Genomic DNA, 12,953 nt, shown 5'->3' on the forward strand with positions numbered 1-12,953 from the left:
GAACGCTGATGGTCCCCTAAGGGGCGGGGGCCATTCCAAGAGATAAAAGACAAATTATAGCGACGATTACAATTCTGCCGTCGTGCGGGCGGCAAAGTGGACATGAAAGGAAACACGATGTCAGATAGGACAGCCAGCTTTACACTAGAAGGCAAAACATTCGACCTGCCTGTGCGACAAGGCACTGTCGGACCAGACGTCGTTGATATTGGTCCACTTTATAAGAATTCCCAGATGTTCACCTACGATCCGGGCTTCACGTCCACGGCATCGTGCGAATCCAAGATCACTTACATCGATGGTGATGAAGGTACCCTGCTCTATCGCGGATATCCGATTGATCAGCTCGCCGAGCATGGTGATTTTCTTGAAACCTGCTATCTGCTTCTGTACGGCGAACTGCCGACCGCAACCCAGAAGTCTGACTTCGACTATCGTGTGACGCGCCACACGATGATTCACGAGCAAATGACGAAGTTCTTTACGGGTTTCCGCCGTGATGCTCATCCTATGGCCGTAATGGTCGGCTGCGTCGGTGCGATGTCGGCATTCTATCACGACTCGACCGATATCACCGATCCGCATCAGCGTATGGTCGCATCGATCCGTCTGATCGCCAAGGTTCCGACGCTTGCTGCCATGGCCTACAAGTACCATATTGGCCAGCCGTTCATGTACCCGAAGAACGACCTCGATTTCGCGTCGAACTTCCTGCACATGTGCTTTGGTGTTCCGTGCGAGGACTACAAGGTCAATCCGGTTCTGGCGCGTGCGATGGACCGCATCTTCATCCTCCACGCGGATCATGAACAGAACGCCTCAACCTCGACCGTGCGTCTTGCCGGCTCTTCGGGCGCCAATCCATTTGCATGTATCGCTGCCGGCGTCGCCTGCCTCTGGGGCCCTGCCCATGGCGGCGCGAATGAAGCCGCGCTCAACATGCTGGCTGAAATTGGCTCTGTCGATCGCATTCCTGAATTCATCGCCCGTGCAAAGGACAAGAACGACCCGTTCCGTCTGATGGGCTTCGGTCACCGCGTCTACAAGAATTACGATCCGCGCGCCAAGATCATGCAGAAGACCTGCCATGAAGTTCTGGGCGAACTCGGCATCAAGGACGATCCGTTGCTCGACGTCGCAATGGAACTCGAAAAGATCGCGTTGACGGACGAATACTTCATTGAGAAGAAGCTTTATCCGAACATCGACTTCTATTCCGGCATCACGTTGAAGGCTCTCGGCTTCCCGACCGAAATGTTCACGGTTCTCTTTGCACTTGCTCGCACCGTCGGTTGGGTCGCACAGTGGAAGGAAATGATCGAAGATCCACAGCAGAAGATCGGTCGTCCGCGCCAGCTTTATACCGGCGCTGCCGAGCGCGATTACGTGCCGCTCGCCAAGCGCAAATAAGTATCAGGTCTGCACAAAAAAACCCGGTTGCCAAAACAACCGGGTTTTTTCATGCCTTGAGTATATCATCCAAAAGCGGGAGCTGCTCTGTGGTTAGCTCCTTGAATTGCCTGCCAGTTCCAGAATTACCCGGGCACCAATCTCGCCAGACGGCCGCTCCGTCGCCATAATCGAAGCAACCTTGTCGAAGCCATCGAGTTGCGCCTGCCGTGCCGACCCGGGCTGCATCAGCCGCTCAAGATTTCGGGCAAGCATTCCGGGACGAACGAACTCATTGAAATATTCAGGCACGACCGGCTCGTCGGCGATAATATTGGGCAGCGCTGCGCTCCAGATCGTAATCTTGGGCATCAGAAACTTGCGTGCAAACCAGTCCGCCTTGTAGGAAAGCACAGTTGGGATACGTGACAGAGCCAGTTCCAGCGAAACCGTTCCGGAAGCGGCAAGCGCCGCATCAGCCTTGGAAAAAGCTTTCCACTTTTCCTCGTCACCCAGCACAATAAGCGGTTTGACAGCCCAATTCTTCGAAAGATCCCGCACCATTTCTTCAATGCGCGGTAACGTCGGCAATATCACATCGAGCTTTTCGGTTCGGGTAGCAAGCTCGCCAACGGCCTCGCCGAACGGTTCCATCAGCATCTGGATTTCAGTACGGCGAGACCCAGGTAGAACAAGCAGCGTTTTCCGGGTTTCGTTAGTCCGTTGCAGTTCCAGATTTTTTTGTTCAGCCCGTGCCTGCAATATTGGCCTATAACTGGACAAGCGGTGCCCGACATAGGTCGCGCTCGGTCCGCTCAACTGTTGCATGACATCCGCCTCAAACGGAAGAATAGTCAGCACGTGGTCAAAATAGGCTTTCATCGACCGGGCACGCTGCGGTCGCCAGGCCCACACACTCGGCGCTATATATTTTACAATGGGAATGGACGCATTCGCTGCCCTGATCTTTTGGGCAACACGGTGCGTGAACTCGGGACTGTCGATCAGAAGAACACAATCCGGCTTTTCCGCAATGATGCGTTGCGCGGTCTGGCCGATACGCCGCATCAGCCCCGGCAAATTCTTCAGGATTGCGCCCAATCCCATAAGTGCAATCTCGTGCGGGTCAAAGAAAGATTTCATGCCCCGGGCTGCGAGATGATCGCCACCCACCCCGACTATATCGACAAGCCGGTCTGTCTGGCTTCGCAGTGCATCAATCAGATCGGCGCCAAGAAGATCACCGGATTCTTCCCCGGCCACGATTGCTATTTTCAGAGGCCGGCTGTTGGTGCTCACTTCCTGACATCCTTTTTCTCGCGACTGACTGTCTCTATGAAGAGACCTTTGTCGTTTGCCGCAGCGACGGTTTCACCGAAGCCTAGAATGAATGTCCTGCCCGCCTCAACCGCTATTCCCGATAATCCCGCTTTTGCGGCATTCTCGACGGTCGAAATCCCGATGGTCGGCAGATCAGCTCTCTCATCCTGTTGCGGCTTTGCCATCTTGACGAGAACACCACCTCGACGAGGGATGCGGCCAGCTGCACGCAATTCGCGCACGCGTTCGATCATCTGATCCGTGCCTTCCGCTCCTTCCAAAGCGACAACACGTCCCCCGACCGCAACCGCGCCCTGCCCGACATCGAGATCGCCCAAGCGAAGTGCAGATTCCATCGCTAGTTCAAGATTATGGCGTTCCCGGGCATCTGGCATTGCTCGAGTTAGAATTTGAGCAGGTGAAGGGGAAAGCAAATCTGGAACGACCTCATGAGCGCCGACGACTTTAAAGCCAAAAGATTCCAGCAGGCCTATAAATGCACGCAATAGCGCGTCATCGCCTTGTCCTAGCGCGCGCAGTACATAAGGCACGGCACGCATTGTAGGCCAGTCAAGCTTGAGGTCACTGACATGAGGGCGACTTGTCACGCCGCCGGCGAGAACGACGCGGTCCACTCCCGCGGCTTTCATCGAGCGCACCAGCTTTGCGAACTCTACGATCGAAATTTCCTGATGCTCATACCTATAAAGTATCGGGTCTGCCTCTCCTCGCAGCGGCACGAGGAAGGGAGAGGTTCCCGCTGCCGCCAAAGCCTCTGCCACATTGATCGGCAGCAGGCCATTCCCGGCGATAATGGCAACGCGCCCCGCATGGTCTGCGAGACGCTGCGTTTTCTCAATCTTCGCCGCTGTCATGTCCGGCCCCGCCATGCACCGCATCGAGCGGAGGTGTACAGTAGGCACGCTTGGTATCGACATTGATGAAGTCGATCATGTCAACGACAGCCGGTGAACCCGGTATCGCAATCAGGACGTCCTTGGCACGGTCACGAATTGGCTTTGTACGGTCGAACAGCATGCGAACAGCATGGCGCAGATTATGAATTTCTTTGCGCTCCATGCCGGAGCGCTTCATACCGACAATATTCAATCCGCCAAGATGAGCATGCACGCCAATCGCCATGCCGTAAGGGATGAGATCGCTTACGACAGCAGCCATGCCGCCAACGAAAGCGTGGTGACCAATGCGCACAAACTGATGGATAGCAGCCCCGCCGCCCAGAATGGCGTGGTGCCCGATCGTCGTGTGACCGCCGATCATCACGTTGTTGGAAAATGTGACGTAATCGCCAATGTCGCAATCATGCGCTACATGCGCATAAGCCAGAAACGAACAGTTATCGCCGACCGAAGTATATCCCCGCGCGCTGTCCGACCCTTTGTGCATGGTCACACCTTCGCGGATCACGCAGTTCACGCCAATGTTCAGCTTGGTGGGACCGCCCTTATGCTTGTTGTTCTGCGGATCGCATCCCAAAACAGCGTGCGGATAGACCTTAGCGCCCGCACCAAGCATCGTTGCGCCTGTTACCACGACATGGCTCATCAATTCCGAATTGTCGCCAATGACGGCGCCAGACTGAATGTGACAGAAGGGGCCGACAGACACACCCTGCCCTAGTTCCACGCCCTGCTCTACGAGAGCGGTGGGGTGAATGATTGTTTCTTTCATTGATATGCTCACTGGTTTTCTTCAGCTGTGCTGATCATGGCAGCGACTTCAGCTTCCGCAACCTTCACACCATCAACTTCCGCAACGCATTCATATTTAGAGATATTTGCACGCTGCTTGATTTTCTTGACATGAAGCAAAAGCCTGTCTCCAGGTATGACTGGACGACGGAACTTCGCATTGTCGATGGTCATGAAATAGACCACACCGGGACGCCCGGTCTTGCGCTGAAGCAGGGAAATGGCGCCAGCTGTTTGTGCCATGGCTTCGACAATCAATACGCCCGGCATAATCGGCTTTTCAGGAAAATGGCCTGTAAAATGGGGCTCGTTTATCGTCACATTCTTGATGCCTGTCGCAGAAACGTCACCGTCAATGTCGACAATCCGGTCAATCAGCAAAAACGGATAGCGATGCGGCAGAACTGCCAGAATGTCCTGGATATCTGCTGCTTCCAGCTTGGTCTGATTTGCATCACTCATCAGAGGATTGCTCCTTTCTCGATTGCCCGATGCTGCGGATGTTCGCAATATCGCGGAACCACTGCTTGATAGGCCGCGCGGGGATGCCGCCCCAGCGCTCACCATCGGGTATGTCATTCATAACGCCGCTTGCCGCAGCAACCTGCACGCGTGAGCCGATAATCAAATGATCGGCCAGTCCCACACGTCCGCCCAGCATTGTCTGGTCACCGATGACGCAACTGCCGGAAATGCCGCAATGCGCGGCTATGATACAAAAACGGCCGATCCGCACGTTATGTGCGATCTGGACAAGGTTGTCGATCTTGGTACCTTCACCGATAACGGTGTCATTCAACGAGCCGCGATCCACCGTGGTATTGGCGCCAATCTCGACATTGTCCTGAATAATGACCCTGCCGAGCTGAGGAACTTTTTCCAGACCGGTAGGACCCGGAACGTAGCCGAAACCATCTTGTCCGATCCGAACGCCGGCATGAAGCGAGACCTGATTGCCAATAAAGGCACACTGCACGGTAACGCCCGGCGCAATATAGCTGTTGCGCCCGATCTGGCTGCCTTCGCCGATGACCGCCGTCGACGCAATCAACGTACCGCTGCCGACTGTAACGCCCTTGCCGATCACGGCTCCGGCTTCGATGGTTGCGCCATCCTCGATATGCGCAGTTGGGTGAATGATCGCAGCCGCAGAAACACCTGTTTCCCCGAACCAGCTTACCGGCCTGACCGACGCAGGAAACAGCATCCGCCCCACCGAGGCAAAGTCTCGCTGAGGATTGCGGGTAACCAGTGCAGCTATGTGCGACGGTACGATGTCCGCCACAGTTTCCGTGCACAGAACCCCGGCCGCATTGATCGATGAAAGCCCGTCGGCATTCTTTTTGCCTTCAACGAAGACAAGAGAACCCTCATCTGCATCTTTAAGAGAAGATAGGCGCGCAACAGAACGCGGCGCAAGCTTCGGATCACGAAGTCTTGCACCGGTATAATCTGCGATATCGCCAATCGTGAGTTCACGCGAAGGCGCGAAAAAAACAGGATCTGCCATCAAAACACTTTCTTTCCCGGGGTTGTTATACCCCGGGAAAAGGCAAATCTATTAGAACTTGGTCGAAACACCGAAGTTGAAGTTCTGAACCTTGTCGGTGTCAGCCTTCGCAATCGGGAACGCATAGTCGAAGCGCAGAGGACCAAACGGCGAAGCCCACATCAAGCTGATACCGGCCGAGGCCCGAAGCTTCTTGTCGTCGCCAAGAGCGCCATCGGTATTATTACCGTAAAGCGTTGCCGCATCCGCAAACAGAGCACCACGGATACCCAGGCTTTCCGGAACGAGCGGCATCGGGAACTGAACTTCAGCAGTACCGTTGAAATAGGTCGTTCCGCCCAGCCAGTAACGTTTGCCGCTGTCAGAATCCTGGTAAGGACCAATACCGTTGAACTTGAAGCCGCGAATGATGTCCGAATTGTTTTTGAACAAGTCGAAGATGCGGACGCCATCATTGCCAAACTCGTGGATATAACCACCGCCAACGCCCAGCATACCTACAATGTCGGCTTCCTGAGAAAGCGTCTTGTAGTAGTTAGCCTTAGCAGTCGTCTTGATATACTTCGCGTCACCACCGAGACCAGCAAATTCCTGCGTGAACTTGCCATAAAGACCGTCATGCGGATTCTTCATGTCGTCGATGGAGTTGTAGGTCAGCGAATAGCTGATCGACGAACGGAGCCATGGGCTATGCTCAGCAGCTTCCAACAACGCCGGTGCGTAATAATCCTCCCGATCAGCACGGAACAGGTCATACTTTTCCTGAACGAGGTTATACGCGATACCTGCGGAGAAGTTGTCCGTAATCGGCAGACCAAAACGGATCGTTCCACCAGTCTGTTCGACATCGTAATCGTCATTCACGCGGTACGTGCGACGGAAGACGTCAAAGCCAGCCGACAGACGATAGCCAAGGAAATAAGGCTCCGTGAACGACAGACCGTAATTGCGCATATCGTCCTGACCGGCACCAGCGCTGATACGGATATACTGGCCGCGCCCGAGGAAGTTACGCTCGGTGATAGCAGCTTCGACCTGTGCGCCAGGTGATTCACCACCCGTTGTATAGCCGCCGCCAATCGAGAATTCACCAGTCGACTTTTCAACGACATCGACTACCAGAATCACCTGATCCGGCTCGGAGCCAGGCGCGGTCGAGATATTGACCGTCTGGAAGAAATCAAGCGCTTCAAGACGGCGCTTCGCACGCTGCACCATGACCTGATTGAAGGCATCACCTTCATTCACGTCAAATTCGCGGCGAATCACGAAATCACGAGTCTTGTCGTTGCCGCGGATTTCAATGCGCTGAATGTAAGCGCGCGGACCTTCATCGACGCTATAAACAACGGAAATCGTGTGATTTTCAAAATCGCGATCACCGCGAGGTTCAACCTTCGCAAAGGCGTAACCACTGCCGGCAACATTCTCGGTAACCGCGAGAACAGAATCTTCGATTTCCTTGGCGCTGTAAGGCTTACCGGAACGCGTCTTGACCAGATGATCCAGAGCCTGTCCATCAACGCCAGAGACGTTGCTCTCAACGCTTACATTGCCAAACGTATAGCGCTGACCTTCATCAACCGTGATGGTGATTGTGTATTCGTTTGTCGAAGGATCGAGAACAGCATTGGACGAGACGACGCGGAAATCTGCATAGCCGCGATTATAATAGAAACGACGGAGCGTTTCCTCGTCAGCCTGAAGACGACCTTCGTCGTAGACGTCATTACGTGTCAGCCACGAAAGCGGATTCGAACGCTTGGTCGAGATCACATCACGCAGACGACGGGAACCGAACGCCTGATTGCCGACGAAATCGACATTGGCGATCTTCGTGCGGGAACCTTCGTTGATTTCATAAACAACGTTTACACGGCCCTGACCGAGATCAACGGTACGCGCATTGACGGTCGCATCGCTGCGCCCGATATGTGCGTAAGCTCCCTTGATAGCCTCAACATCGGCCTCCATCGTTGCAGCATCGTAAGGCGAGCGAGCCTTGAGCTGAACGGCCCGAGCAAGATCAGGGTCCTTGATCTTCTTGTTGCCCTGGAAAAGCACGTTATTGACAACCGAACGCTCGGTAACGTTCACAACCAGCGTGCTGCCGGACTGATTGATGCGAACATCAGAGAACAGGCCCATCGCGAACAGACGCTTCACCGCAGCATCAATATCGGCGCTGGTGAAGGCCTTGCCCGGACGAATATCAATATTGTCGCGGATGGATTGCGCGTCGACGCGAGTATTGCCACGCACCTCGATACGGCTAACGACAGCAGCCTCGGCAACGTTGACCGAAGCCAGCGAGAGTGCAGCAGTACCCGAAGCCACAAGAGCCACTGACATGGCGAGCGCAGAAGCGGCGCCAAAGAATTTAGAACTTGCCGTCATAGGCTTTCCGAACCTTCGTTTCTTTCTGTCCCCGGGGCGATTAACCCAGAAAAGCACGTACAGATACAACCGTCATACCCGGTTTTTCCATACAAGCAAGCGTCACGGTTAAATTCTGTTTACTTAAGCAACCAGCGTGGCATCCGCGCCACGCGATTTAGGTGTTATGGTAAACAAATCGCTTAGCTTTTCCAGCAGTCACTCCCAACTTTCATTTCTGTTTAACACCTTCCCCGGTCCTCGCCGGAGAAGAAACGCATCATAGCGGTTTACCGACTGGAACTCCCAGCCTGCACCGATCCCCAAGGTCACCACCTGAGCCAGCCGGAGAGTCATCTAGCAGGCAAACAGGTCGTTGAAAAGTACGAACCCCATGAATCCCATAACAAGTAGGAAGCCGGCACGATAGAAAATTTCCTGCGCTGCGGCAGACACCGGACTACCCTTTATGGCCTCTACCGCATAAAAAACCAGATGACCACCGTCCAGCGGAGGCAGCGGAAACAGGTTCAAAAGCCCGATGCCGACAGACAACATCGCCATCAGTTGGACGAGCCAATCAAAGCCCTGGCTAGCCGCCTTGCCGGCCATATTGGCGATCTTTACCGGGCCACCAAGCTGGCATTTATCCTCACGTCCCACCGCGAAACGCTGAAAGAACTCTCCCGTCCGGCTGATAATATAGCCTGTTTCCATGACAGCTTGTCCCACTGATTCGAGCGGGCCATATTCAATCCGGCGGAAATTGCCTACAGCTTCAGTGGTTTCCACACCGATAGCGCCAAGCTTGATCTTGTTTCCAAGTGGGTCGGTGCGCTCGACAATTGCTGGAACGGCCTCGAGGTCAACCATCTTACCATTACGCTCGACAGTGAAATTCAGCTTGTCGCCGGCTCGTCCCGATACGATGCGCTGCACGTCCGAAAAAGTGGTGATCTTTTCACCATCAACACTGATAAAGCGATCTCCGGCTTCAAACCCCGCTTCAGCAGCCGGACTGCCAGGCTGAACGCCAGCGATAAGCGGATCGGAAATCTGGCGACCATAAAGTGCGAAGAAAACGCTGAAAATAACAATCGTCAGAATAATATTGAAAGCAGGTCCGGCAAAAACGGTTGCCGCGCGCTTCCAGACAGGTTGGGTATGGAACGCCCTTCGCTGCTCATCCGCGCTCAGGCTTGCATTATTAATGTCCACAGGAGAACTCGTGGCGCTCTCGTCACCGATAAATTTGACGTAGCCGCCAAGCGGAATGGCCGAAATCTTCCATCGCGTTCCGTGCTTATCCGTGAATCCGATCAACTCCGGCCCAAAGCCGATGGAAAATGCCTGTGAACCGATGCCGCACCAGCGCGCAACCAGATAGTGGCCCATTTCGTGAACAAAGACCACAACGGTCAAAACAAAGAGAAATGGGATGATGGTCCCCACAAGCAGGCTTTCGCCGCCGAAGAAAAAGGCCAACGCCTCCTGCAAATCACTGCTCCTTACAAAACACTAGCGGGCTGCCGAAAAACCATCTGAATCGAACAATTCTCTCGCGCCCTTAGAAACTGAAGAAAATCGCAGACGGTACGTCCGGCTCGGCGAAAATTGCACCAAACAGGTACAAAAGTGCGGCAGCCGCTACAAGTCCATCAACGCGATCCAGAACACCACCATGCCCCGGCAGAAGATGCCCTGAATCCTTTGCTCCGAACTGTCGCTTTACCCATGATTCTGCAAGATCACCGATCTGCGAAACGATAGAGAGCAGCAATGCGAGCAGCGGCAGCAGCCAGCTGCCAGGAGCGGCCACCAGAGAGGCCACCAAAATTCCCCCCGCCACGGCAGCAGCGGCACCACCAATAGCGCCGGACCATGTTTTGTTCGGCGAAAAGCGCGGTGCCAGTTTCGGCCCGCCCAATGCCCGTCCGTTAAAATAGGCTGCGATATCGGTGGACCAGACAACCGCGAAAAGAAAAACAATGGCCGTGAAGCCGAACGGTTCGTCGCCCCGCAGGAGCGAAAGCGACACGGCAGAGAAACCCGCATAGAATAGTCCTGCTGCCGACCAGCCGCGCCCTACCCGCCATTGGGTAAGCAAAAGTACGAGAGCACCCGCTGTCAGAACGCCAATCGTCAACAATGCGCTTCGGTCCATAACGAGCAGAATGCTGGTAAGCGCCAGCCATCCCCAGCCGAACACCTGCGAAAACAATGTCTGCTTCGGCGCGGTCAAGCTCGTCCACTCGTGGAACATGGCCAATCCAATGGCAATCGAGAAGAGCGTGAAACCCAAACCGCCCACCCATGTCAACCACAAGGCGGCTGCACCGAGAACAATAGCGGTAATGATACGGGTTTGCAGATTAGACATTGAGGCCTTTCGACGGACCGGCTTGCGCCTTAACAGAGCATTTTCAGTGGTTCCGACTCTTGGGAACCACTTTAGACTGCCGCCCCCTTGGTCGAAGGGCATGCGATTTCTTCTTCGAGTTGTTCAAGTGCGGCGCGCACCTCGACACCGCCGAATCGACGCTCACGCTGGCGGAAAGCCTCATAGGCTGCATCAAGGTCCGACGAGCGGAAATCTGGCCAATGAATGGGCAGAAACAGAAACTCTGAATATGCCGCTTGCCAGAGCAGAAAATTCGACAGGCGCATTTCCCCGCTCGTGCGAATGATAAGATCCGGATCTGGTATCCCCGCCGTATCAAGATTTGCGGAAATCAGCTCAGCGGAAATAGAAGCCGGATCAAGCAGGCCGGCGGCGACATCGCGCGCCAGGCTTCGCACGGCACGGACAATCTCGTCGCGGGAACCGTAGTTGAACGCTATGATCAAGTTGAGGCCGGTATTGCGATGGGTAAGTGTTTCCGCTTCGGCCAATAACGTTCGGATATCGGCGGCAAGCTCTTCGCGCTCACCGATAATGCTGACCCGCACATTATTGCGGTGGAGCTCCGCGAGATCGCGACGAATGAAAATCTTCAGCAAACCCAGGAGGTCATTTACCTCACCGCTCGGGCGGGACCAGTTCTCTGAAGAGAAAGCAAACAATGTAAGGTAGCCGAGGCCACGATCCCCGGCTGCCCGTACAGTCTCGCGAAGAGCTTCCACACCTGCCCTGTGCCCGGCACTTCGAGGAAGGTTGCGTGCCTTCGCCCAACGGCCATTGCCATCCATGATAATGGCGATGTGGCGCGGATCGGACATGGCGAAGCTCTCCTTCAATGAAAATCATGCAAGTCCTAGACCTGCATGATCTCCCCTTCTTTCACTGCAACGATCTTGTCCATCTCTGCGATGGTTTCGTCGGTCAGCTTCTGCACTTTTTCAGACAGAACGCGGCTGTCATCCTGACTGATGAGGCTGTCTTTCTCCAGCTTTTTCAGCGTGTCCATGCCGTCGCGGCGCACATGGCGAGCAGCGATGCGACCCTGCTCAGCATATTGATGCGCGATCTTGACCAATTCCTTGCGGCGCTGTTCGTTCAATTCCGGCAGTGGAATGCGCAGCGTCGTCCCATCGGTGATAGGATTGAGACCGAGACCTGAATCGCGAATTGCGCGTTCCACGGCGCCCACCATGCTCTTGTCCCAGACGGAAACCGAAAGCATACGCGATTCGGGAACGGTAATATTTGCGACCTGGTTGATCGGCATTGTCGAGCCATAGGCTTCGATGACGATCGGCTCCAGCAAACTTGCGGAAGCACGGCCCGTACGCAGGCCACCAAGATCATGCTTCAAAGAGTTGATTGCGCCTTCCATGCGGCGTTTCAGGTCGTTGATGTCGAAAGCATCACTCATGCATTTTCTCCTTCGATACGCAGCAAGGGTCGATCAATTATCGGAAACGATCGTGCAGCGCCCCTTGCCTTGCAGAATTTCGGCCAAGCCGCCGTTTTCATGGATGGAATAGACTATTATCGGAATGTTGTTCTCACGCGCAAGGGCAACAGCGGCTGTATCCATGACCGCGAGCCCGCGATCGAGAACTTCTTTGTGGGTCAGGCGATCGAAACGCGTTGCGTTCGGATCTTTTTTCGGATCGGCGGAATAAATTCCGTCGACCTGCGTGCCCTTCAAAAGCGCGTCCGCCTCGATTTCCGCAGCGCGAAGAGCCGCAGCCGAGTCCGTCGTGAAGAAAGGATTTCCGGTACCGCCAGCAAAAATCACAACCTTACCCTCATCCATATAGGCCGTAGCCTGTCTCTGCGAGAAGCTCTCACAGATTTCAGGCATGGCGATGGCCGAGAGTACAACAGAATCGACACCAATCTTATGCAGGGAGGTACGCAGCGCGAGCGAATTGATGACCGTGGCCAACATTCCCATGTGATCGCCTGTCACGCGGTCGCCTCCTTTGGAGGCCACAGCGACACCGCGGAAAATATTGCCGCCGCCGATTACGACGCCAACTTCCACGCCGAGCGACCGCGCCTGCTTGATATCGCTTGCTATACGGTCCGCAACGGAAACATCGATGCCAAAGCCCTGACTGCCCATCAATGCCTCGCCCGAGGCTTTCAAAAGGACGCGTTTGTAGGCGGGTTGACCTGACATTGGATGCTCTCCGCAGATTGTGATCAAGTGGATGTGTTCGGGTTCCGATACACGAAGGGCACCGCGTTGTCACGC

Annotated in this window: 12 protein-coding genes; 1 reads left to right on the top strand and 11 read right to left on the bottom strand. The window is 54.8% G+C overall.

Annotated features, from left to right (window positions below; translation table 11 throughout):
• The first annotated feature begins 117 nt into the window (after positions 1 to 117).
• Complete coding sequence (gene gltA, locus J9800_RS07270; protein ID WP_061346486.1) at positions 118 to 1,410, top strand: citrate synthase; 1,293 nt, start codon at positions 118 to 120, stop codon at positions 1,408 to 1,410.
• Between the two features lie 93 nt (positions 1,411 to 1,503).
• Here gltA and lpxB read toward each other — a convergent pair whose 3' ends face one another.
• The 11 genes from lpxB to pyrH all read right to left on the bottom strand — a co-directional run bounded on the left by lpxB (position 1,504) and on the right by pyrH (position 12,878).
• On the bottom strand, positions 1,504 to 2,688 hold the full coding sequence (gene lpxB, locus J9800_RS07275) for a lipid-A-disaccharide synthase (protein ID WP_114215281.1): 1,185 nt from the start codon (positions 2,686 to 2,688) through the stop codon (positions 1,504 to 1,506).
• Positions 2,685 to 3,584 (bottom strand): LpxI family protein, encoded by a 900-nt coding sequence (locus tag J9800_RS07280; RefSeq protein ID WP_114215280.1) that lies wholly within the window; start codon positions 3,582 to 3,584, stop codon positions 2,685 to 2,687. The genes lpxB and J9800_RS07280 overlap by 4 nt, the downstream gene beginning before the upstream one ends.
• A complete protein-coding gene (gene lpxA / locus J9800_RS07285; RefSeq protein WP_114215279.1) occupies positions 3,565 to 4,401 on the bottom strand; it encodes an acyl-ACP--UDP-N-acetylglucosamine O-acyltransferase in 837 nt (278 codons plus the stop codon). The genes J9800_RS07280 and lpxA overlap by 20 nt, the downstream gene beginning before the upstream one ends.
• Before the next feature lie 8 nt (positions 4,402 to 4,409).
• Positions 4,410 to 4,883 carry a 3-hydroxyacyl-ACP dehydratase FabZ gene (gene fabZ / locus J9800_RS07290; protein ID WP_112591665.1) on the bottom strand — a complete coding sequence of 158 codons (474 nt, stop codon included), beginning with the start codon at positions 4,881 to 4,883 and terminating at the stop codon, positions 4,410 to 4,412.
• Positions 4,876 to 5,931, bottom strand: a complete 1,056-nt coding sequence (gene lpxD / locus J9800_RS07295; protein ID WP_114215278.1) for a UDP-3-O-(3-hydroxymyristoyl)glucosamine N-acyltransferase — start codon at positions 5,929 to 5,931, stop codon at positions 4,876 to 4,878. Before lpxD ends, fabZ begins: the two co-directional genes overlap by 8 nt.
• A gap of 51 nt (positions 5,932 to 5,982) precedes the next feature.
• A complete protein-coding gene (bamA, locus tag J9800_RS07300; protein ID WP_114215277.1) occupies positions 5,983 to 8,328 on the bottom strand; it encodes an outer membrane protein assembly factor BamA in 2,346 nt (781 codons plus the stop codon).
• Between the two features lie 336 nt (positions 8,329 to 8,664).
• On the bottom strand, positions 8,665 to 9,804 hold the full coding sequence (gene rseP, locus J9800_RS07305) for an RIP metalloprotease RseP (RefSeq protein ID WP_114215276.1): 1,140 nt from the start codon (positions 9,802 to 9,804) through the stop codon (positions 8,665 to 8,667).
• 70 nt (positions 9,805 to 9,874) lie between these two features.
• Positions 9,875 to 10,687, bottom strand: coding sequence for a phosphatidate cytidylyltransferase (locus J9800_RS07310; protein ID WP_114215275.1), 813 nt, complete (start codon positions 10,685 to 10,687; stop codon positions 9,875 to 9,877).
• A gap of 71 nt (positions 10,688 to 10,758) precedes the next feature.
• Positions 10,759 to 11,526: an isoprenyl transferase gene (locus J9800_RS07315; protein WP_112591656.1), complete on the bottom strand. Its 768-nt coding sequence runs from the start codon at positions 11,524 to 11,526 to the stop codon at positions 10,759 to 10,761.
• 35 nt (positions 11,527 to 11,561) lie between these two features.
• Positions 11,562 to 12,122: a ribosome recycling factor gene (gene frr, locus J9800_RS07320; protein ID WP_006466949.1), complete on the bottom strand. Its 561-nt coding sequence runs from the start codon at positions 12,120 to 12,122 to the stop codon at positions 11,562 to 11,564.
• Between the two features lie 33 nt (positions 12,123 to 12,155).
• Positions 12,156 to 12,878 carry a UMP kinase gene (pyrH, locus tag J9800_RS07325; protein WP_114215274.1) on the bottom strand — a complete coding sequence of 241 codons (723 nt, stop codon included), beginning with the start codon at positions 12,876 to 12,878 and terminating at the stop codon, positions 12,156 to 12,158.
• Positions 12,879 to 12,953: the final 75 nt, after the last annotated feature.

It is taken from the genome of Ochrobactrum sp. AP1BH01-1 (assembly GCF_018066705.1).
Classification (GTDB): domain Bacteria; phylum Pseudomonadota; class Alphaproteobacteria; order Rhizobiales; family Rhizobiaceae; genus Brucella.